This is a genomic window from Polynucleobacter sp. MWH-UH19D, assembly GCF_040409795.1.
In the GTDB taxonomy this organism is placed as follows: Bacteria; Pseudomonadota; Gammaproteobacteria; order Burkholderiales; family Burkholderiaceae; genus Polynucleobacter.
The window spans coordinates 1,088,114-1,107,559 of record NZ_CP099571.1; the positions used below are offsets into that span (position 1 = coordinate 1,088,114).

The following is a 19,446-nucleotide window of genomic DNA, read 5'->3' on the forward strand; positions in this document are numbered from 1 at the left end:
CTCTTCCCTGTTCTTTTTTATGCAATTTCTTGTGGGAAATATTTATGAATACAACGAATTGGGTTTGGTGCTGCTTGACCTAAACCACAGATCGAAGCATCAACCATTACAGTCGCCAAGTCTTCTAGAGTCTCTTGATCCCAAGATTTCGCTTGCATGAGCTTAGCGGCTTTACCTGTTCCTACACGACATGGCGTGCATTGACCGCAGCTCTCATGTTCAAAAAAGTGCATGACGTTAAGTGCCATATCGCGAGCTTTATCTTGACTGCTAAATACCATCACAGCAGCAGAGCCAATGAAACATCCATAAGGCTGCAAAGTATCAAAGTCGAGCGGAATATCATTCATTGTTGCCGGCAAGATACCGCCAGAGGCACCACCGGGCAAGTAACCATAAAACTGATGACCATCTTGCATGCCACCACAGTATTCATCAATGAGTTCCTGAATAGTGATGCCGGCTGGGGCTAGCTTCACGCCAGGATTTTTAACGCGACCACTAACACTGTAACTACGCAAGCCTTTACGATCGTGGCGACCATAAGAGCTAAACCACTCTGGACCACGCTGCACAATATCGCGCACCCAATACAAAGTTTCAAAGTTATGCTCGAGCGTTGGTCGACCAAACAAACCAACTTGCGCAATGTACGGAGGACGCATACGCGGTTCACCACGTTTACCCTCAATGCTTTCAATCATGGCGGACTCTTCACCACAGATGTAGGCACCAGCACCGCGGCGCAATTCAATATTGGGAATAGCAAATGGCGGATTAGCTTTAAGTTTGGCTAATTCTTTCTCGAGCAACTCACGGCAACCGTGATATTCGTCACGCAAATAGATGTAGCAAGCATCAATACCTACTACATTGGCAGCAATTAATAGCCCTTCCAAGAAGCGATGTGGGTCACGTTCAAGGTAGGTGCGATCTTTAAATGTGCCTGGCTCACCCTCGTCAATATTGACTGCCATTAGCTTGGGCGCTGCCTGATCTTTCACAATCCGCCACTTGCGTCCAGCTGGGAAGCCTGCGCCACCCAAACCGCGCAAGCCAGAATTTTCCATAGCCTTGATGATGCTCTCCGCATCCCGTTTGCTATCGACAATTTCTTTTGCTAATACATAACCGCCCTTAGCGCGGTAAGCTTCATAACCAACATAGTCGGGTGAAATTGCTTGATTCTCGCCCTGAGGTGAAACGCTCTTTTGAGCCAATTCTGCTGGCTCAAATACCGCATCATCTTTAGCCAAGGGTTGAGTGGTGAGTTTGTTGTTTACTGCTGCCTTTACCTTATCTGCAGTAGCGAATATCACTGGATATTGATGCACTACGGCCACTGGGGCCTGCTCACAACGCCCTACGCAAGGCGCTGCCACCACTTTCACATTCGAATTACCCAAGATTGCAGGTAGCTTAGTCAATAGATTATGTGCACCCGCTAACTCACATGCAACACCATCGCATACGCGCACAGTGATATCGGCCACTGGATCATTGCCACGTACCACTTCAAAGTGGTGATAAAACGTCGCAACTTCGTAGACTTCAGACATCGGCAAATTCATTTCTTTTGCCAGAGCCACCAAATGACGATCATGCAATGCACGATATTCATCATTTAGTTTGTGTAAGTTTTCAATTAATAAATCACGACGATGAGGGGCGTTACCAATTAACTGTCGCACTTCGGCAATTGAAGCATCGTCTGCTTGACGACCCTTTAATTTGCTTTTGCGTCGAATGGTCTCCCGCAAATCCTCTGCGGTAGCAACTGCTACAGCACTGACTTCCTTAGAAGGCTTTGGGTGATTCATAATTTGTCGTCTCTTATTTTTTTATGTAATTAGTTTTATTTAAATTGCACCAATGAGAGTTTCCCCAAAAATAGGGTTTTTTGCTTAATAACAGCAGATTTTGGGTTATTTAGCCCCACAAGTCCTTGACGGAGCTCAAGGGAGATTTGTAGGGATATTCTAAGGGTTAACCCTAGTTATAACAGCGAGGGGGATGGCTTGTCGCCCGGGGGTAAGGAGTAATCTAGTTTGCGCTCATAAAGCCTTGCTTTGTAGCACTCTTGGTAGCCCTTACTGCCAATCTGCCAGCCAATGGAGGTGCAATCATCTTGGGCAGCCTGCTCTACTGAGCCGCAAGCGGTCAAGCCTGTAGTTAAACCAATAGCCAAAAAGACAGTAGCAACCCAAGTTAAGCGCAATTTTGATGATTTCATAACGCAAGTCTAATGGATTTCAATAAGCATCCAGCCTAAATTCAGGGAAAGCGTGTACTTGTTATCTTGAATTCTTGTCAGTAACAATGGATATTAGTTAATCACATCCAAAAATGGAGTTCTCATGAAATTCATCCCAAAAAAAATTGCCTTCTTATTGCTCTGCCTGCATCTTGCCCTTTCTGCCCCCGTAATGGCAAAAAATCAGGACGGCTATGTAGAACTTATTGATGGCGTCAGTCTAAATGGATGGAATATTGTAGGTAATGCTAGCTGGGTTATTGGCAAAGGGAATATTGAAGGGAATAAGCCCATGGGCTTTTTAGTAAGCGCTAAATCCTACAAAAACTTTGTGATTAAAGCGGAGTTTTGGGCGGAGTCAAATACTAATAGTGGCATCTTTATACGCTGCCAAGATCCCAACAAAATCACTGCAGCAAATTGCTATGAGATAAATATTTGGGACACACGCCCTGAACAAGCGTATGCAACAGGAGCCATAGTGGATGTTGCCAAGGTTAATCCCATTCATAAAGCTGGTAGCCGTTGGAACACCATGGAAATTGTGGCAAATGGGTCGCATTTCAAAGTTAGCCTCAATGGTGTTGTGACTGTAGGCGACGGACAAGATAGCCGCTTTGCCGAGGGCCCAATTGCATTGCAGTCTGCAGGCGGTGTTGTGAAATTCAGAAAACTAGAAATCAAACCGATTTAGTTTTAAACAAAAATTTCGATTCGATCACCACACGCCATTGGCCTGAGCGCCTTATTATGCTTTTGCATTTTTACAAGGCCATAGTTCGACATCGTTTTCAAGGTCCTCGATAGGTTTCCCTGTTTACGTCCAGTCATCTCCGCTAACTCGGAAATAGATACTGGTTTGGATGATCGGATCACATCCAATAATGCACGATTCTCATCGCTAAGAACTTGGGCTAATGATCGCATAGAAGTAAACCATATCTTAGGATCACTAGACTTAACCTTAAGCTCCCCTTTTGCAATTGCCAAGATACGTTGACGTATCTCTGCCTGAGACGCAATGCCAATTTTGATAACTTTCATTTCACCTTATCCATCTTTAGTGCAGCATCTACATCTATAAAGAAATCACTGAGCAATTGATAGGCATCCTTGAACACGTACCTCGTGACGAGATCTAGTGAGTATCGATGCTTGTGGTCATAAGGAAGCTTTCTGCCGACATATGACCCTAGCCTTTTAAATGCATGCGCATTGTCGTATCCTAAAATTCGCTCACCAGCAGGGTTATGCAAGGTTAAGGAATAGCGAATTCCATGTGGAATAGCATCCGATGGAGTTACTTGCCAAGCATCTATTTTCACCCAGTAATCATCCTCTTGGTCAATCACCTGTTGATGTAATTCAAGTAGTGTGGAGATGCCCTCAATTTTCATCTCCCATACTATATCAACTAATGATATACCAAAAATGACAACCCATGCGTCAACATGGATAAGCCGAAGTTATGCTGCTGGCGGAAACCCCACTTTTTGCGCCCACATATTATTGAAAACGTGGATAACCGGTTTTTCATAAACGCCAGCCTTTGTGAACGGCTCGTTACTCAACCACTCATCAACTGTCGCCCTATTTGGAAACTCCATTACCAATAGACTACCTACAACAGTTTGACCATCCTCAGAAGTGAGAGGACCAGCAAACGCCATACGCTCAGCTTGCTGACCCAGATAAGCTCGATGCTCGGGACGTACCTTTACACGCAAATCCGCAGTGCCTGGTCGATCCATTAACAAAATAGCAAAAATCATATTTATTCCTTAGCCATGGGCTCTATTACTTAGTTACCAACTCTGTTTTTTACCATCAATCCAAGTTTCTTTAACCTGAATGTTGCGAATTTGGTCTACAGGGGTTTTCTTTGGGTTTGCTGACAAGACCACTAAGTCAGCCTGTTTGCCGACCTCAAGACTACCAACCTTATCATCAGAGAACATTTCATAGGCAGCATTAATGGTTACCGCACGAATCGCATCATCAACTGACACGCGCTCGTTAGGACCTAAAACTTTGCGGGGCTCTTTTTGCCAAAGTCGACCCGCTCCCTCTGAGATGTAATTCAAAGGTCCTACATTTGATACTGGGGAATCGCTATGGTATGCAAATCGTCCACCCTCTCTCTTAAAAGAGCCAGATGGATCAATCCGATCTGCACGCTCTGGGCCTACGATCTTGTCATGGAAGGCTTCACCCCAATAATCAACGTGCCCGATAGTAAAACCTGGAATCACTCCTAACTTCACTGCACGCTTGACTTGCCCTGGGGTATTGATCGTGAAATGCTCAATACGTAAACGACGAGCTTTTGGATCAGGAGAATTAGCTAATAACTTAGCGTAAGTATTTAGCGTCTGCTCAATCGTCCGATCACCATTGGCATGAGTAGCAATTTGCCAGCCTTGATCAAAAATGGGTTTAGTCATCTTGTAGATTTGATCATCGGCATAATCTAAATTACCGCGAAACTTTGTTCCCTTGGGGTAGATATAAGGTTCATTGAGCGCTGCTGTAATGCCCTGAGTGGAGCCATCTGAAACAAACTTCACGCCCACGTATCGCAGCTTATCGTCGCCATCATTAGGCTTAAGACCATTAGTACCGTTTGCTAGTAATGGTCCATATAAATACGCTCTAACTCGCAAAGGAAAATCGTCTCTACGTACAAGTGAATTAAATAGCTTTACTTCATTATCCAAGCCCAACATTAAACCTAAGGTGATTTCAGCTGAAGTAGTTACACCCTTAGAGGCAATCAGCTTCGCGGTCTTTTGCATCGCTGCTGCTAATTCCGCTTCGGTTGGAGCAGGCGCATGCTTGAGGGTAGACAAAATTGCTGATGGCTCAACCACCACACCTGTTAGACGGCCCTGAGCATCTCGCATGTAAATTCCACCATCGCCCGGGTTGGGGGTTTTGTCTGTAATGCCTGCAACTTCGAGAGCCTTGTGGTTGACATACAAAATATGGCCCGATTGATTCATCACTGCAATTGGCACTTCAGTTGAAACTTTATCTAAAACATCTGCGGTCAACTCAGCCATAAAAGGTTGCGTGCGAGATGGATCAACTCCAAAAGCACCTAACCACTGACCCTTTGGCAGCGTCTTTAATCTCTCCTTTAATTTTTGACTAAGCGTATCTAAGGTGTCATATTGAGGAGTAAAGTTTGACAGGTTTAGCCAAAGCACTTCTGTCATTGCTGTCATCACAATATGAATATGGGGCTCTACAAAGCCAGGCATCAGCGTTTGACCTTGCAAGTCAATGATCTTGGTGTTGGCACCCTGCCAGTTTTTTACAACAGCATCTTTACCACCAACAGCAACAATTTTTCCATTTTGTATAGCCAAGGCCTGAACCTCAGCATTTTTTGCATTAACAGTCAGAATTGGTCCGCCATAAAAAATGGTATCCGCAATTTGATTGGGGGCAGCATAAGCAAATCGCAAACAGATCAGCAAGCCAATTAAGAGTAAAGCTCCGTGGAAAAGTCGGTTCATTTAAAGCCTCTTCATTGTGATGAATTGAGATACAGAAAGCATAGCGGATATTGAGACATGTACTTAACAATCTCAGCTAAAAAAAATAAAACCACCCTAAGGTGGTTTCAGAACATTTGGCGGAAGGGGCGGGATTCGAACCCGCGGTAGGCTATTAACCTACGCACGCTTTCCAGGCGTGTGACTTAAACCGCTCATCCACCCTTCCGGAACCGGAGATTATACGATTGCCGAAAGGGTTTTACCCCAAATCCTGACAAATACAGCTTAGAGAGACTCTTTAAGTTGCTCCAAAATTGCTGGATTTTCTAAGGTAGATGTGTCTTGAGTGACCTCCTCGCCCTTAGCGATCACGCGCAAGAGACGGCGCATGATCTTGCCTGAACGGGTCTTTGGTAAGTTATCACCAAAGCGAACATCTTTAGGTTTGGCAATCGGACCAATTTCTTTACCAACCCAGTTACGCAATTCTGTTGCAACCTTCTTAGCATCTTCACCAGTTGGGCGACCGCCTTTGAGAACCACAAACACACAAATTGCCTCACCTGTGAGCTCATCTGGACGACCCACAACAGCAGCTTCAGCAACCAATGGATTTGCAACCAAGCAAGATTCAATTTCCATCGTACCCATACGATGTCCAGAAACGTTTAGAACGTCATCAATACGACCGGTAATGGTGAAGTAACCAGTTTCTTTATTGCGAATAGCGCCATCACCAGCTAAGTAAAGATTACCACCCAACTCTTCCGGGAAATAAGACTTCACGAAGCGATCCGGATCATTCCAAATGGTTCTGATCATAGAAGGCCATGGGCGTTTCACTACTAAAATTCCGCCGTTTCCGTTTGGCACATCATGACCAGCTTCATCCACAATCGCCGCCTGAATGCCAGGTAATGGCAATGTGCAGGAACCTGGAATCATTGGTGTTGCGCCAGGCAATGGAGAGATCATGTGACCACCCGTTTCGGTTTGCCAGAAAGTATCAGCTATAGGGCAGCGTGAGCTGCCTACATTTTCGTAATACCATATCCACGCTTCTGGATTAATTGGCTCGCCAACTGAACCTAACAAACGCAAGCTTGATAAGTCATAACTCTTAGGATGAACGGCCTGATCATTACTTGATGCCTTGATCAAGGAACGAATCGCAGTAGGCGCTGTGTAGAAAATCGTTGCTTTGTGCTTTTGGATCATGTCCCAGAAACGGCCAGCATTCGGATAAGTTGGAACGCCTTCGAACACAATCTCAGTGGCACCCACTGCTAACGGGCCATAAGTAATATATGAGTGGCCAGTTACCCATCCAATATCAGCAGTACACCAGAACACATCGGTTGGCTTGATATCGAAGGTCCACTTCATTGTGAGAATTGCCCACAGGAGGTATCCGCCAGTGGAGTGCTGCACTCCTTTTGGCTTGCCGGTTGAACCAGATGTATACAAAATAAAAAGGGGATGTTCAGCACTAACCCACTCAGGCTCACAAGTCGTTGCCTCATTAGCAACAATATCTTGCATCCAAACATCACGACCTGCTTTCATCTCGATTGCAGTACCAGTGCGCTTACTCACGATCACATGCTTCACTTTGCCGCACTCGCCTGTAGAAAGAGCTTCATCGCAAATTGCTTTTAATGGCAGTGACTTACCACCACGATACTGGCCATCAGCAGTGATCACTGCTACCGCGCCAACGTCGATGATGCGGTCACGCAAAGCTTGTGCAGAGAAGCCACCAAACACTACCGAGTGAATTGCACCAATACGAGCACATGCTTGCATTGCCACAATACCTTCAATAGTCATAGCCATATAAATAATGACCGTGTCACCAGACTTGATGCCCATATTGCGCAGTGCATTTGCCATCTTGCAAACACGCTCAAGCATTTCTTTGTAACTCACTTTAGTTACAGTGCCATCGTCTGCTTCAAAAATAATCGCTGTCTTATCACCGAGACCAGCTTCAACTTGACGATCTAAACAGTTGTACGAAGCATTCGTGGTGCCATCTTCAAACCACTTATAAAAAGGTGCCTTAGACTCATCCAATACCTTAGTAAATGGCTTTTTCCAGTAAATATTCTCTTTTGCGAGACGACCCCAGAAACCGTCATAATCTTTTTCAGCTTCAGCGCAAAGCTTTTTATAAGCATCCATACCTGGAATGGCCGCACTCTTAACGAAGTCTGCAGGTGGGTTAAAAATGCGGTTTTCTTGCTTTAATGGTTCCATGCTTCACTGCCCTTTATTAAATAAACAATGTTCTTTTTTTGCCAAAATGCAGCAAAATGACGGGTTCTGACCCACCAAGACTTACGAAGATAAGTGAAAACACTTGGGATTTGCTCTATGGCAAACCCTTAAAATAGGGCAAACCTTACTAATAATGTGGAAATAAGCCTAAAACCATGACTCAGATTAAACAAAACGACCTCATTCAAAGCATTGCAGACGCATTTCAGTTCATTTCCTACTACCACCCTAAAGACTTTATTGATGCAATGGGCAAGGCATACTCCCTCGAAAAAGGCGAAGCAGCCAAGGATGCTATTGCTCAAATTTTGACCAATAGCCGCATGTGTGCAGAAGGCCATCGCCCGCTTTGCCAAGATACTGGTATTGCGGTGGTCTTTTTGAAGATTGGTATGAATGTTCAATGGGCAGATGCCACGATGAGCGTTACTGAAATGGTGAATGAGGGCGTACGTCGTGCCTACCTCAACCCTGACAATACGCTGCGCGCTTCTGTATTAACTGACCCCGCAGGTAAACGCAAGAACTCCGGTGATAACACCCCTGCTGTTGTTCATTATGAAATTGTTCCGGGTGATGATGTTGAAGTTATTTGCGCTGCAAAAGGTGGCGGTTCTGAAAATAAAGCCAAGATGGTGATGCTCAACCCATCTGACTCGATTGTCGATTGGGTACTGAAGACTGTTCCAACTATGGGTGCTGGTTGGTGCCCTCCTGGCATTCTTGGCATTGGCATTGGTGGCACACCAGAGAAAGCCATGTTGATGGCTAAAGAAGCTTTAATGGGTCCAGTAGATATTCAAGAACTCATTGAGCGCGGTCCTAAGAATCGCGTGGAAGAATTACGCCTTGAAATCTACGACAAAGTAAACAAGCTCGGTATTGGCGCTCAAGGCTTGGGCGGTCTAGCAACAGTTTTAGATATTAAGATTTTGGATTACCCAACCCATGCTGCCTCATTGCCGGTTGCGATGATTCCAAACTGCGCAGCTACACGTCACGTACATTTCCATTTGCATGGAGATGGCCCTGCAAAACTTGAGGCTCCTTCTTTATCAGATTGGCCAGATGTGACTTGGACTCCAGATGTTCAAAAATCTAAACGCGTGAATCTGGATACCTTAACTGCAGAAGAAGTGGCTAGCTGGAAACCAGGCGAGACACTACTATTGAATGGCAAAATTTTGACTGGTCGTGATGCAGCACATAAGCGTATTCAAGACATGCTCGCTAAAGGCGAAGAATTGCCAGTAAGCTTTAAAAACCGCGTGATCTATTACGTCGGTCCAGTAGATCCTGTGCGTGATGAAGTTGTTGGTCCAGCAGGCCCAACGACCTCAACTCGGATGGATAAGTTCACTGAAATGATGCTTGCAAAAACGGGTCTTATTTCCATGATCGGCAAAGCGGAGCGTGGTCCTGTTGCCATCGAAGCAATCAAGAAACACAAATCTGCTTACCTTATGGCTGTTGGTGGCGCCGCTTATCTCGTATCCAAAGCGATTCAAACGTCTAAGGTTGTTGGCTTTGCCGATCTCGGCATGGAAGCAATTTATGAGTTTGATGTGAAAGATATGCCAGTAACTGTTGCTGTGAATTCAGAAGGTATCTCTATGCACGAAACTGGACCAAAAGAATGGCAAGCAAAGATTGGTGGAATTCCAGTAAAGATTGCTTAACACTTTTATTCCAACCTCTGCAATAAAACTTTATTGGCTTTAAATTGTCACTAATCGGTGTATTTGATTCTGGTGTTGGTGGCTTATCCATTTTGGATGAGGCGCTACGCCAGCTTCCGGAGCACGACTACATCTACTTGGCCGATTCTGCGAACGCACCTTATGGTGAAAAATCTCCTGATTGGATTGCGCAGCGCAGTTTGAGTCTTTGCAAATATCTCGCTCAAGCTGGCTGTAACGCCATCGTAGTTGCATGCAACACTGCAACAGCACAAGCAATAAAGGATATTCGAGCAGCCATCCCAATTCCTATTGTGGGGGTTGAACCAGGCATTAAGCCAGCTGCCATGCAGTCAGCGAATGGTGTTGTTGGCGTCTTGGCAACTGAAGCAACCCTGAAGAGTGACAAGTTCAATGCCTTGCTCTCCACCCTGCCCAATCATTGTCAATTTATTAAACAAGCAGGCGCAGGCTTGGTGCCATTAATCGAAGCTGGTAAAGCAAATGACGGAGAAACTCTGGAATTGCTTGCTAAGCACTTGGAACCCATTCAAGCGGCAGGCTCCGACACGATTGTCTTAGGCTGCACGCACTACCCATTCTTAAGAAAAGCGATTCGTAAACTCCTTGGAGACAAAATTACGCTGATCGATACCGGTGAGGCGGTAGTAAAGCAATTGAAGCGGCAATTAGAAGCACTCGCTCTTAATCAAACAGATTCCGCTATCAGTAACGCCTCTCAATACGGTGCCGTACATTTTTTCAGCAGCAAAGATGAGCACGCTCTTTTGAAGATGGCGCAAGATTTAATGCTCACCGATCTAAAGAAGCATCGAGTTAGTTCAGCACAGTTAGGGCTGGTGTCATGAGCGCATTCTGGCAAAAGGTGGATGAGCGTTTACCATTTACCAAAAGCGAACGCATCATTATTGCTATCGTACTTTTGCTGCATGCTCTGCCAGCCTTGGATTTTTTGCATTGGTCCTCTAAGCCTACCCGCATTGATGATGAACGCGTGATGGCAAATCTTGTCAGCCCAGATACTGCTTCAAGCAAAACTCAGGAGCCCCCCGCTCCAATGCCAAAACCAAAAGAAGAACCTAAAAAGAAAACTGCAGAGGACAAGTCTTCTCAAAAGACAGCGCCTACTCAAACACAGAATAACCCCACTCAAAAGAGTGACTCAAATACCCAAACTCAAATGCCAAATGCCGCTGTGGCGCCTTCAAGTGCTGGTGGAGCAAGCGGCACACCAATACAAACAGACATTGGTAAACTGATTGTCGTTTTTCAGCCCGATGCTGATGCCTACTACCCATCATTCTCAAAAAGATCAGGAGAGCAAGGGACAGTGGTGGTACGTTTAATTATTTCTGAAAGTGGCGAGGTTGAAGATGTCGCAATATTACAGTCAAGCTCCTTTCCAAGACTTGATCGTGCCGCAACCGACATTGGTCGACGCTATCGCTTTAAACCTTTTTTAGTCAATGGCTCACCCCAACGAATCTCAACTAATCTTTTAATTAAATTTAACCTCAAGAATTAAGCGCTATGAATACACCATTTGGAATTGCAAATCTCTGGCTTGAAGGCGACGGCATTACCCGCTTTGTTGCAATTGCATTACTTGCATGCTCAATCATCACTTGGGTAATCTTACTTACTCGCCTGTGGGAGTTGCGCAATCTACGCAAACTCAAACCCGAAGTAGATCAATTCTGGCATGCAAGCACCTTTGAACAAGGCCTGCATTCGTTTAGCAACCCCACTACCAACCCTTATTATCTAATTGCCAAATCAGCAAGCAGCTCCTCTGTCCACCACCAAGGCCAATCGAATAATCACCGCGAGTTACTACAAACTTTGAATTACTCAGAATGGATGGCAAGAAGCATTAAAAATAAGATTGATAGCCTTGCTACCAGCCTTCAAAAAGGACTAACTTTTTTAGGTTCCACTGGTGCAACTGCGCCATTTATTGGTCTATTTGGAACTGTATGGGGCATCTACCATGCCCTCATCTCTATTAGTAGCTCTGGAAGCGCACAAATTGATCAGGTTGCCGGCCCAATTGGCGAGGCATTGATCATGACCGCCTTGGGTCTTGCTGTAGCGATTCCGGCCGTGTTAGGATTTAATGCCATCAATCGCGCAAATAAATTATTTATTGCGGACCTTAATCGATTTGGCAATGATTTACTTGCCTATTTTGTAACTGGCGCACGCGTGAATACTGGAGATTAAGTATGGCGCTTCATATTCAAGACGATCAAAATGATGATGCCATCATGGCGGAAATCAACATGACGCCAATGGTTGATGTCATGTTGGTATTGCTCATTATTTTTATCATCACTCTTCCCGTTATTCAGCAAGCGGTAAAAGTGGAACTCCCCAAAGCGAATAGCGTTCGCAATGAAGTCAAACCTGAATCTGTGCAATTATCAATTGATGCCAAAGGTCAAATTTTTTGGAATAGCGCTCAGATTGACCTAAAAACCTTTGATGGTTATGCAGAAAAAGCAGCTCAAAAAGATCCACAACCTGAGATCAATTTGCGCGCTGATAAAGCCGTGAAGTACGAATACGTCGCACAAGTATTAGCCGCATCCCGCCGCGCAGGCCTTACCAAACTGGGATTTGTTACGGAGCCTAACTAACAGGTCTGCCGAATTACTTAACCGTTACTCTATAAGGCATCTTAGTAAGTGCGCAACTCTCTTCACTTACATGCGTACCATTACCAATAGTGGCACCTAGGATACCGCCTTGGATTTTTTCGACTTTTCGAAGCTTACCGGTAATCGGATCTAGAGTAATTTGTGTGGTTACTGATCCAGCTGGATAATCTACGTCCATTACTTTTTCTGGATCGAAATTTGCTTCGATCAAAATTAGAATATTAGGACGCGCCAAGGTGACGCTCTTCACCATTTGCCTACCATAAGCATCAGACTGATCTAAATCGCGATCATCCAGATATACCTTGGCTTTTTGACTTCCTGATGCCAAGGTAATTTTCATATCGTACTCTTCTGTGTAGCCCTTTTCTGAGCGCGTGCAACTAAACTCCAAAACATCAATTGACCACGCTGAAGTAGCAAATAAAAACAGGCAAAAATAAGCTAGGGTTTTTGAAAAATTCATAAAAATGAATATTGAAGAATATAGAGATGGTGCCCGGGGCCGGAATCGAACCGGCACGACTGTTTAGGTCGCAGGATTTTAAATCCTGTGTGTCTACCGATTTCACCACCCGGGCTCGCACTAGCAATTACTGCCGCGCTATGTAAATCAAGACAGCCCAAATTTTAGCATGCACGCCAAAAATAGCCTTCAGTTCTCACCGCCGCTACAGATCTATAAGCATGCTGGGCAAAAACATTAAAATGGGGACATGAAATCTCAGGGAAAGAAGTCGGGCATTAACAACCTATTGCGGCCCCTTCGTTGGGTTGCTGGTATTGCTTTATTGCTGACGTTAACCTTCGTTGCTACTTATCTGTATTCTGCCCAATCCAGTCCTTCTGGCAAAAGAACGATTAAGAGCCTAGGGGATACCGTTGTTATCTCTTTCGATGAAACTGGGATTCCTCATATCAAAGCCAAAAGTCAAACCGATGCCTTATTTGCCTTAGGCTACATTCACGCTACTGAACGCTCTTGGCAACTGGAAATGAATCGTCGGATAGCTAGCGGGCGACTTTCTGAAATCCTCGGCCCAGATACTGTCAACATAGATCGTTTCATTAGAACCTTGGGTATTAAACGAGCCGCAGAAAAACAATTTGATAAGTACCCAGTAGCTGCGAAAAGATTACTCCAAGCATATGCTGATGGCATTAATTCTGGTAACGCAAGCTTAGGATGGGCGCTTCCAGTGGAGTATTTTTTATCAGGCTCTAAACCAGGGCACTGGTCACCCACGGACAGCGTTGCCTGGATGTTAATGATGGCATATGACCTAGGCGGAAACTGGCAAAAAGAATTGCAACGGCTTGAATTATCTCAGTACCTAACCACAAAACAAGTTTGGGAAGTTTTATTGCCCTCCTCAAAAGGAGGCCCTGTAAGCAATCTCGACTTTGCCAAGATGTATCACGATCTGAACGTATTTAATACAAGCCCGAAAAGCGAGAATCCCAAGTCCAAAAAACTACCCTCTACTGAACTTGGGTTAAACGATCTTCCTGGGGGCAAGGATGGGATCGGTTCAAACAATTGGGTTTTAAGCGGCAAGCTCACCGAGAGTGGAAAGCCGTTATTGGCTAATGATCCCCATCTAGGATTATCAGCCCCAGCAATTTGGTATTTCGCTCATCTAGATGCACCAGGCCTCAATGTGATTGGCGGTACGCTTCCCGGTATTCCGGCAGTTGTTTTAGGTCGATCTGAGAAGTTTGCCTGGAGCTTTACCAATACCAACCCAGATGTTCAAGATACCTATCTAGAGCAATTGGATCCCAGTAACCCTAGTATGTATCGTGGTCCTCATGGCATGCTGCCGTTTATAGTGCACCAAGAAATAATCGACATCAAAGGGTCCACACCAATTACTTTCATTGTCAAAGAAACCCGACATGGCCCAGTAATTTCAGATTCCTATGCACGCGTTAAACGGGCCATCGATACCAATCGATATGCACTAGCCTTGCGCTGGACTGCTTTAGATCCCGAAAACCAATCCGTAGTAGGCTTACTGGAAATGAATCGCGCTAAAGATCTTGATTCATTTAAAGCAGCGATACATAAAAATTATGCGCCAATGCAAAATGTTGTTATGGCTGATACCGATGGCAATATCGCTTATCAGGCCGCTGGTGTTGCGCCGAAAAGAACACTTCATCAAGGTCTATATGGAATAGCGCCTGCGCCAGGTTGGGACCCACAATACGATTGGAATGGCTACCTGCCATTTGACCAACTGCCCAATAGTAGCAATCCAGAACAGGGTTGGATTGCTACTGCAAATCAAGCAGTAACTGCTCTCAATAACCCAAACCCCCTTACCGCCGACTGGGATGTACCTACTCGGTATGACCGCATTGTTCAATTAATTAATGCGAAAAGCACCTTTGACTTGCAATACATGAAAACTATGCAAGGCGATACCCTGTCACTCGGGGCCACTCCACTCCTTGAATTATTTAAATCCTCTAAAACAACTCATCCCTTGGGAGCAAAGACGCTTGATCTCATCCAAAAATTTGATGGCAATATGAGTGCCGATAGTCCAGGCGCATTAATTTTTAACGCCTGGGCAGATCATCTGACACGCAACGTGTTCTCACGCTTAAGTTATTTATTTTTTGATGACTATGGGGCTCGTAACTTTCGCTATCCATTAATTGCGATTTTACAAAATCCGAATAATCCATGGTGCGATCTTCCAAAAACACCCGCTATTGAAACATGCGCTGAATCATCCAATATTGCGCTTGATCGTGCTCTTGAATACTTAAGCGATCAATATGGAAAAGATCTGGCGTCATGGGCATGGGGCAAGGCTCATATCGCCATTTCTGAACATCGTCCGCTCAGCAAAATTCCTGTTCTTGGGAAACTCTTTAACATCACCACCCCTTTCCCCGGAGATAGCTTTTCAATCAATGTAGGACGACTTGAGCTAAATAACTCTAGTAATCCTTATGAAACCCTACAAGGCCCTAGCCTACGTGCTATCTATGACTTATCAGATCTTGAGAAATCTCTGTTTGTTTATCAAACTGGACAATCTGGGTGGATTCAGAGCAAAAGTTATCGCAACTTGAACTCGCTTTGGGCTAAAAATGAGTACCTCCCATTACAAATGAAGCCCGAGAAAACGACTCGAACTTTAGAGCTAAGCAATAAATAAGGCCTCGTCACAAGAAGCAGTTGTAGCCGTCTAAAATAATCCTAACGCGTTACCATTCATACACAGTTCATATTTAAAGATAAGATCATGAAAAAAATTCTTCTTACTTCGCTTACCGCATCAATACTATTTTCCACCTGTGGAATTGCCAATGCAGCTTGGAAAGAGCTTGGCTCTAATGCAGTCATGACGGTTTATGTTGATCTGGATACAGTGCAGACTCAAGGCGAAAAAGCGCAAATCATTTCAATGCTCGATTTTAAGAAACCGGGAACCAATCCTACAAATAAGGAGGCGGTGAGCTCTATCATCGGTTTAAATGAGTATGACTGCCCTTCCGTAAGCTATCGCCCGATTGCTTATAAAGAATTTTCTGGCAATAAAGGCTCTGGCAAGGTGGTATCAGAAGCCAATACCCCTGACAGCAAGTATGAGCCTGTAGTCAGCGAAAGTTGGACGGCTGGCGTATTTAATTCTGTCTGCAAAGCAGTCAAGTAAATTTAACCTAAAACTATGCGGGCGTATTGGGCTGTCTCGCTTGCACTAATTAGTAGCTTTTGCCTCCATGGTTGTGCCGCACCTATTGCCGCAATTAGCGCCAGCGGTACAGCCGCCGCAAGCTCAGCGGGCACCAGTGCTGTAGCCGTTGCAGCAGCGAACCCTGTTACCACTACCAGCATGGCTTCTACAGTTGCTACTGGAAAATCGCCTTTAGAGCATGCAGTGTCTGCCGCCACCAAAAAAGAGTGTAGCTTTACCAATATCGTTACCCCTAAACCCATCTGTGAAGACGTTGTCATGCCCAAAATCATCGACAAAAGCACTCCACTTGCTGGTCCAACTGATCCTCCTAAAGACACTATCAAGCAGTGAATATTCTGAAATGGGCAATCTGCGGGCAGTAGAGGCTAAAATCAGGGTTTACCAGCACAATTGAAGCACTAAAGATGACTACTGAAAACTATTACCTCACACTAACCTGCCCAAACAAGCCCGGGATTGTGGCTGCTGTATCAACTTATATTTTTCAAGCAGGCGGGGATATTGAAGAAGCGCAACAGTTTGATGATAAGGCGTCAAAACGCTTTTTTATGCGTGTCAGCTTTAGCTGCCCAACTGATGGCAATACTCTGCGATCTGGGTTTCTTGAAATTGCAAAACGTTTTGAGCTCACATGGAATCTACGTGCTGTAAAAGATCTCAAGCGTGTGCTCATCATGGCCTCGAAATTAGATCACTGCTTAGTGGATCTTCTCTACCGCTGGCGGATTGGCGAATTGCCTATGATTATCTGCGGAATTGTTTCTAATCACCCGCGTGATGTTTATGCCAGCATTGATTTCGCTGACATTCCTTTCTACCACTTACCCGTGACACCAGACACCAAACCAGCACAAGAAGCAAAGCTATTGGATATCATTGCAGATTCCAAAGTTGATATGGTCATTTTGGCTCGCTACATGCAGATTCTCTCTGATGATTTATCAACAAAGTTATCAGGACGTTGTATCAACGTTCATCACTCTTTCTTGCCAAGCTTTAAAGGGGCTAAACCTTACCATCAAGCACATGCACGAGGAATTAAACTCATTGGCGCGACTGCACACTTTGTTACAAGCGACCTAGATGAAGGCCCAATCATTGAACAAGATGTTACACGTGTCACGCATGGTGACACCCCAGATGATCTCGTGCGTAAAGGTCGCGATTTAGAGCGAACAGTTCTCTCACGTGCCCTACGCTATTACCTGCATGATCGCGTCTTGATTAACGGCGCCACTTCAGTCGTTTTCTCAGATTAGAAATATTTATCAGGGCCTCACCCCTGGGGACTCCAGGGGCAACCCACGTGCTCGTCGTGCAAGAAACAATTCAAGTTGAGCCATCTCGGGTGAGCCATAGTCAAATTGTTGAGCTCTTACGCCACTCATACAATTGCGCAAACGGCGCTGTAAAGAGCCTAAGGTTTGCCACTCTATGCGGTAAATTGGATAAGCATTGGGATGCCCTTGCGGAATCACCGCACCACCCAATTTAAGCCCAGCACGCTCTTCATGGCATTGCGCACAAGATAAATTGAGCTGACCCATTCTTTCATAGAAAGTTTGCCGACCTTTTTCCATGGCGGCCTTATTTTCAGAAGTTTCACGAACAGCAAGCGGCAAGCCTTTTGATTGATATGAGACCAATGCAGTTAGCGCAAGAAGATCTTTACTCTCATAGGCCAAGGGGGTTGTAGCCTGGGCCTGTATTCTGCATTGATTAATTTGCGACTCAAGAGTTTGCAATTTACCTCTAATCATTTTTGGGAATGTAGTTGCTACTCCGCGCATCGACTTTTTAGCATCAGCATGGCAGCTAGCACATGATTTTCCATTTTTCTCAGATGGCTTATTCCATAACGCATCACCATCGCTAATCCAAAACATAGCTGGATTAAGACTTGCATCGTCTTGCATTGCTTTATTCTCAGCCGACATCAACTCATAGCTCGACTGGAGCTTAGGCTTATTGTCGGTTGCCCCGCTTGCTACAGCTACGCTCAATAACAATTGACTCAAGTAGAAGAACCATTTTATTGAGAAGCTCATGAAACTGTAATCTGCGCGTGATTAATTGCTTCATACCCATTATCACCAAGCCATTTAAATTCTAAGTTGCCCGACTCTAGAGCAATGGTAGTGAAAATAATCAATGGGTTTGCGCCAGTACCCGGATAAAAATCAGCTTTAAATACTTCGACATTGTTATAGGTGCAGATGAATTCACGAATAATGTCGCGAGGAATTAATTTGCCACCTTCGGTATACCGAAAGCCAGACTCCATATCGTGCTGCGCAATTGCACGAATCTCAATAATCGAGCCCTGCTTTGCAGTTGCAGGCATCGTAATAGAAGTTCTTGATGTTTTGCTCATACTTTTAGCCTCACACTAGCTCCGTGCAAGCTGAGAGCGTTACTAAAGTCTCAGCAGAACCTTGATAGAATTTTCCGTCGCTCATTTGTGCAATCGCCCATACTATTTGACTATCGGCTAAACGTACTCGGGTCGTAATATTGGCAGTACCAGATCGTGGCGTCAAATAGACTGTGAAAATATTTGGCAATGGATTACCCTCTGCAATCACATGAATGGATTTAACGTAATCATTTACAGTCATTGGGCTATCAACGCTTAGCTTGAGCACCACAAGATTTCCGTTTTCCACAAGCGGTGGAATAACCAACTTCACCTTGCCGTCAATTACAGGTTTGCCGCCAGTGATTTCCTGGATTACTTTCATTGCATCCTCTTTTTTAGCAAATGCAGTTAGAGGACTAAACCAAGCGCCTAAGGTTAACAGGCCAATATTCTGAATTTTCTTTAACCACTGGCGTCGACTTGCATGCATTTTCATAATAAATATGATGACTTAATTTACTAGTTAGTATTTTTTATAGTTAATAAGAACGCAACGACATCCTCAATCTCTTGAGCGTTCAAAAGTGTTTGCCCGACATACCTACTTGCGACACGATTTAAATGATCTGTTCGGTAATAAGACGGCATGATGGTGCTAGGATTGAAATAACTTGGATTAACGATTCTGGCACGCAACTGCGGAGCGGTCAAAGAAGCAACACCACTACCGAGATCGGGAGCTAAATTACCCTGAAAACGCTCTTCAGGAAAAGGTCCGCTGTGACAAAGAATGCATAAGCCTGTTTGACGACTCAGAACAATCGCACGACCATGTTTTGGATCACCTTGCAAAGCAGTGAGTGGCTTTTCAATTTGTCCAGAGACTATCTCTTGCGCCCATACTCTTGAGCAAACGAGGGTGGCTAGCAATATGATCGCTAGCGCACACCTCTTAATCATGAGTTTGCAAC

At 44.7% G+C, this 19,446-nt stretch carries 22 protein-coding genes and 2 tRNA genes; 9 read left to right on the forward strand and 15 right to left on the reverse strand.

Annotated elements, in window-relative coordinates; translation table 11 throughout:
* Positions 1-17 precede the first annotated feature (17 nt).
* Positions 18-1,820: an NAD(P)H-dependent oxidoreductase subunit E gene (locus NHB34_RS05520; RefSeq protein ID WP_353426641.1), complete on the reverse strand. Its 1,803-nt coding sequence runs from the start codon at positions 1,818-1,820 to the stop codon at positions 18-20.
* Positions 1,821-1,996: 176 nt separating this feature from the next.
* A complete protein-coding gene (locus NHB34_RS05525; RefSeq protein WP_353426642.1) occupies positions 1,997-2,233 on the reverse strand; it encodes a hypothetical protein in 237 nt (78 codons plus the stop codon).
* A 124-nt stretch (positions 2,234-2,357) separates the two neighbouring features.
* Between NHB34_RS05525 and NHB34_RS05530 the strand changes: the two genes are divergently transcribed.
* The gene (locus NHB34_RS05530; RefSeq protein WP_353426643.1) at positions 2,358-2,948 is read left to right on the forward strand and encodes a DUF1080 domain-containing protein; all 591 of its coding nucleotides are present in this window, start codon (positions 2,358-2,360) and stop codon (positions 2,946-2,948) included.
* Between the two features lie 2 nt (positions 2,949-2,950).
* On the opposite strand, the gene NHB34_RS05535 is transcribed toward NHB34_RS05530, so the two are convergent.
* The 6 genes from NHB34_RS05535 to acs form a co-directional block, all read right to left on the reverse strand.
* Entirely contained in the window at positions 2,951-3,298 is a 348-nt protein-coding gene (locus tag NHB34_RS05535) for a winged helix DNA-binding protein (RefSeq protein WP_353426644.1), read from the reverse strand.
* The gene (locus tag NHB34_RS05540; protein WP_353426645.1) at positions 3,295-3,651 is read right to left on the reverse strand and encodes a DUF6516 family protein; all 357 of its coding nucleotides are present in this window, start codon (positions 3,649-3,651) and stop codon (positions 3,295-3,297) included. Before NHB34_RS05540 ends, NHB34_RS05535 begins: the two co-directional genes overlap by 4 nt.
* Before the next feature lie 69 nt (positions 3,652-3,720).
* Complete coding sequence (locus tag NHB34_RS05545) at positions 3,721-4,026, reverse strand: YciI family protein (RefSeq protein ID WP_353426646.1); 306 nt, start codon at positions 4,024-4,026, stop codon at positions 3,721-3,723.
* A 33-nt stretch (positions 4,027-4,059) separates the two neighbouring features.
* The gene (locus NHB34_RS05550; RefSeq protein ID WP_353426647.1) at positions 4,060-5,775 is read right to left on the reverse strand and encodes an amidohydrolase family protein; all 1,716 of its coding nucleotides are present in this window, start codon (positions 5,773-5,775) and stop codon (positions 4,060-4,062) included.
* A 117-nt stretch (positions 5,776-5,892) separates the two neighbouring features.
* Positions 5,893-5,983: transfer RNA gene (locus tag NHB34_RS05555), tRNA-Ser, on the reverse strand.
* 59 nt (positions 5,984-6,042) lie between these two features.
* The gene (gene acs / locus NHB34_RS05560) at positions 6,043-8,016 is read right to left on the reverse strand and encodes an acetate--CoA ligase (RefSeq protein ID WP_353426648.1); all 1,974 of its coding nucleotides are present in this window, start codon (positions 8,014-8,016) and stop codon (positions 6,043-6,045) included.
* Between the two features lie 176 nt (positions 8,017-8,192).
* On the opposite strand from acs, the gene NHB34_RS05565 reads away from it, so the two are divergent.
* From NHB34_RS05565 to NHB34_RS05585, 5 genes are read left to right on the forward strand one after another with little or no spacing between them, the layout of a single operon-like run.
* Positions 8,193-9,716 (forward strand): fumarate hydratase, encoded by a 1,524-nt coding sequence (locus NHB34_RS05565; protein WP_353426649.1) that lies wholly within the window; start codon positions 8,193-8,195, stop codon positions 9,714-9,716.
* Between the two features lie 44 nt (positions 9,717-9,760).
* Positions 9,761-10,585, forward strand: coding sequence for a glutamate racemase (murI, locus tag NHB34_RS05570; RefSeq protein WP_353426650.1), 825 nt, complete (start codon positions 9,761-9,763; stop codon positions 10,583-10,585).
* Positions 10,582-11,262 (forward strand): energy transducer TonB, encoded by a 681-nt coding sequence (locus NHB34_RS05575; protein WP_353426651.1) that lies wholly within the window; start codon positions 10,582-10,584, stop codon positions 11,260-11,262. Before murI ends, NHB34_RS05575 begins: the two co-directional genes overlap by 4 nt.
* Before the next feature lie 5 nt (positions 11,263-11,267).
* The gene (locus NHB34_RS05580) at positions 11,268-11,960 is read left to right on the forward strand and encodes a MotA/TolQ/ExbB proton channel family protein (RefSeq protein ID WP_353426652.1); all 693 of its coding nucleotides are present in this window, start codon (positions 11,268-11,270) and stop codon (positions 11,958-11,960) included.
* Positions 11,961-11,962: 2 nt separating this feature from the next.
* Entirely contained in the window at positions 11,963-12,376 is a 414-nt protein-coding gene (locus tag NHB34_RS05585) for a biopolymer transporter ExbD (RefSeq protein WP_353426653.1), read from the forward strand.
* A 13-nt stretch (positions 12,377-12,389) separates the two neighbouring features.
* Here the strand turns inward: NHB34_RS05585 and NHB34_RS05590 are convergent, their stop codons facing one another.
* Complete coding sequence (locus NHB34_RS05590; RefSeq protein WP_353426654.1) at positions 12,390-12,863, reverse strand: hypothetical protein; 474 nt, start codon at positions 12,861-12,863, stop codon at positions 12,390-12,392.
* A 27-nt stretch (positions 12,864-12,890) separates the two neighbouring features.
* A tRNA-Leu gene (locus tag NHB34_RS05595) sits at positions 12,891-12,978 on the reverse strand.
* A 135-nt stretch (positions 12,979-13,113) separates the two neighbouring features.
* Here NHB34_RS05595 and NHB34_RS05600 point away from each other — a divergent pair.
* Both NHB34_RS05600 and NHB34_RS05605 read left to right on the forward strand, forming a co-directional pair.
* On the forward strand, positions 13,114-15,573 hold the full coding sequence (locus NHB34_RS05600; protein WP_353426656.1) for a penicillin acylase family protein: 2,460 nt from the start codon (positions 13,114-13,116) through the stop codon (positions 15,571-15,573).
* Between the two features lie 87 nt (positions 15,574-15,660).
* On the forward strand, positions 15,661-16,071 hold the full coding sequence (locus tag NHB34_RS05605) for a surface-adhesin E family protein (protein ID WP_353426658.1): 411 nt from the start codon (positions 15,661-15,663) through the stop codon (positions 16,069-16,071).
* Between the two features lie 2 nt (positions 16,072-16,073).
* Here NHB34_RS05605 and NHB34_RS05610 read toward each other — a convergent pair whose 3' ends face one another.
* Positions 16,074-16,373, reverse strand: a complete 300-nt coding sequence (locus NHB34_RS05610; RefSeq protein ID WP_353426659.1) for a hypothetical protein — start codon at positions 16,371-16,373, stop codon at positions 16,074-16,076.
* Between the two features lie 147 nt (positions 16,374-16,520).
* On the opposite strand from NHB34_RS05610, the gene purU reads away from it, so the two are divergent.
* On the forward strand, positions 16,521-17,375 hold the full coding sequence (gene purU, locus NHB34_RS05615) for a formyltetrahydrofolate deformylase (protein ID WP_353426660.1): 855 nt from the start codon (positions 16,521-16,523) through the stop codon (positions 17,373-17,375).
* A gap of 9 nt (positions 17,376-17,384) precedes the next feature.
* Here purU and soxA read toward each other — a convergent pair whose 3' ends face one another.
* The 4 genes from soxA to soxX are packed head-to-tail and all read right to left on the reverse strand — an operon-like array spanning position 17,385 to position 19,435.
* Positions 17,385-18,164, reverse strand: coding sequence for a sulfur oxidation c-type cytochrome SoxA (gene soxA, locus NHB34_RS05620; protein WP_353426661.1), 780 nt, complete (start codon positions 18,162-18,164; stop codon positions 17,385-17,387).
* Entirely contained in the window at positions 18,161-18,490 is a 330-nt protein-coding gene (locus NHB34_RS05625) for a thiosulfate oxidation carrier complex protein SoxZ (RefSeq protein WP_353426662.1), read from the reverse strand. The genes soxA and NHB34_RS05625 overlap by 4 nt, the downstream gene beginning before the upstream one ends.
* A 10-nt stretch (positions 18,491-18,500) precedes the next feature.
* A complete protein-coding gene (locus tag NHB34_RS05630; protein ID WP_353426663.1) occupies positions 18,501-18,971 on the reverse strand; it encodes a SoxY-related AACIE arm protein in 471 nt (156 codons plus the stop codon).
* Positions 18,972-18,994: 23 nt separating this feature from the next.
* Complete coding sequence (gene soxX, locus NHB34_RS05635; RefSeq protein WP_353426664.1) at positions 18,995-19,435, reverse strand: sulfur oxidation c-type cytochrome SoxX; 441 nt, start codon at positions 19,433-19,435, stop codon at positions 18,995-18,997.
* Positions 19,436-19,446 lie beyond the last annotated feature (11 nt).

What these genes read in the sequence shown, in the direction of transcription:
- NHB34_RS05565 (WP_353426649.1), top strand. Translation starts at nt 8,193, where the DNA reads ATGACTCAGATTAAACAAAACGACCTCATTCAAAGCATTGCAGACGCA.
- soxA (WP_353426661.1), bottom strand. Translation starts at nt 18,164, where the DNA reads ATGAGCTTCTCAATAAAATGGTTCTTCTACTTGAGTCAATTGTTATTG.
- NHB34_RS05580 (WP_353426652.1), top strand. Translation starts at nt 11,268, where the DNA reads ATGAATACACCATTTGGAATTGCAAATCTCTGGCTTGAAGGCGACGGC.
- NHB34_RS05550 (WP_353426647.1), bottom strand. Translation starts at nt 5,775, where the DNA reads ATGAACCGACTTTTCCACGGAGCTTTACTCTTAATTGGCTTGCTGATC.
- NHB34_RS05575 (WP_353426651.1), top strand. Translation starts at nt 10,582, where the DNA reads ATGAGCGCATTCTGGCAAAAGGTGGATGAGCGTTTACCATTTACCAAA.
- NHB34_RS05600 (WP_353426656.1), top strand. Translation starts at nt 13,114, where the DNA reads ATGAAATCTCAGGGAAAGAAGTCGGGCATTAACAACCTATTGCGGCCC.
- NHB34_RS05525 (WP_353426642.1), bottom strand. Translation starts at nt 2,233, where the DNA reads ATGAAATCATCAAAATTGCGCTTAACTTGGGTTGCTACTGTCTTTTTG.
- NHB34_RS05520 (WP_353426641.1), bottom strand. Translation starts at nt 1,820, where the DNA reads ATGAATCACCCAAAGCCTTCTAAGGAAGTCAGTGCTGTAGCAGTTGCT.
- NHB34_RS05585 (WP_353426653.1), top strand. Translation starts at nt 11,963, where the DNA reads ATGGCGCTTCATATTCAAGACGATCAAAATGATGATGCCATCATGGCG.
- NHB34_RS05625 (WP_353426662.1), bottom strand. Translation starts at nt 18,490, where the DNA reads ATGAGCAAAACATCAAGAACTTCTATTACGATGCCTGCAACTGCAAAG.
- soxX (WP_353426664.1), bottom strand. Translation starts at nt 19,435, where the DNA reads ATGATTAAGAGGTGTGCGCTAGCGATCATATTGCTAGCCACCCTCGTT.
- NHB34_RS05605 (WP_353426658.1), top strand. Translation starts at nt 15,661, where the DNA reads ATGAAAAAAATTCTTCTTACTTCGCTTACCGCATCAATACTATTTTCC.
- purU (WP_353426660.1), top strand. Translation starts at nt 16,521, where the DNA reads ATGACTACTGAAAACTATTACCTCACACTAACCTGCCCAAACAAGCCC.
- NHB34_RS05630 (WP_353426663.1), bottom strand. Translation starts at nt 18,971, where the DNA reads ATGAAAATGCATGCAAGTCGACGCCAGTGGTTAAAGAAAATTCAGAAT.
- NHB34_RS05590 (WP_353426654.1), bottom strand. Translation starts at nt 12,863, where the DNA reads ATGAATTTTTCAAAAACCCTAGCTTATTTTTGCCTGTTTTTATTTGCT.
- NHB34_RS05535 (WP_353426644.1), bottom strand. Translation starts at nt 3,298, where the DNA reads ATGAAAGTTATCAAAATTGGCATTGCGTCTCAGGCAGAGATACGTCAA.
- NHB34_RS05530 (WP_353426643.1), top strand. Translation starts at nt 2,358, where the DNA reads ATGAAATTCATCCCAAAAAAAATTGCCTTCTTATTGCTCTGCCTGCAT.
- NHB34_RS05610 (WP_353426659.1), bottom strand. Translation starts at nt 16,373, where the DNA reads ATGACAACGTCTTCACAGATGGGTTTAGGGGTAACGATATTGGTAAAG.
- NHB34_RS05540 (WP_353426645.1), bottom strand. Translation starts at nt 3,651, where the DNA reads ATGAAAATTGAGGGCATCTCCACACTACTTGAATTACATCAACAGGTG.
- NHB34_RS05545 (WP_353426646.1), bottom strand. Translation starts at nt 4,026, where the DNA reads ATGATTTTTGCTATTTTGTTAATGGATCGACCAGGCACTGCGGATTTG.
- acs (WP_353426648.1), bottom strand. Translation starts at nt 8,016, where the DNA reads ATGGAACCATTAAAGCAAGAAAACCGCATTTTTAACCCACCTGCAGAC.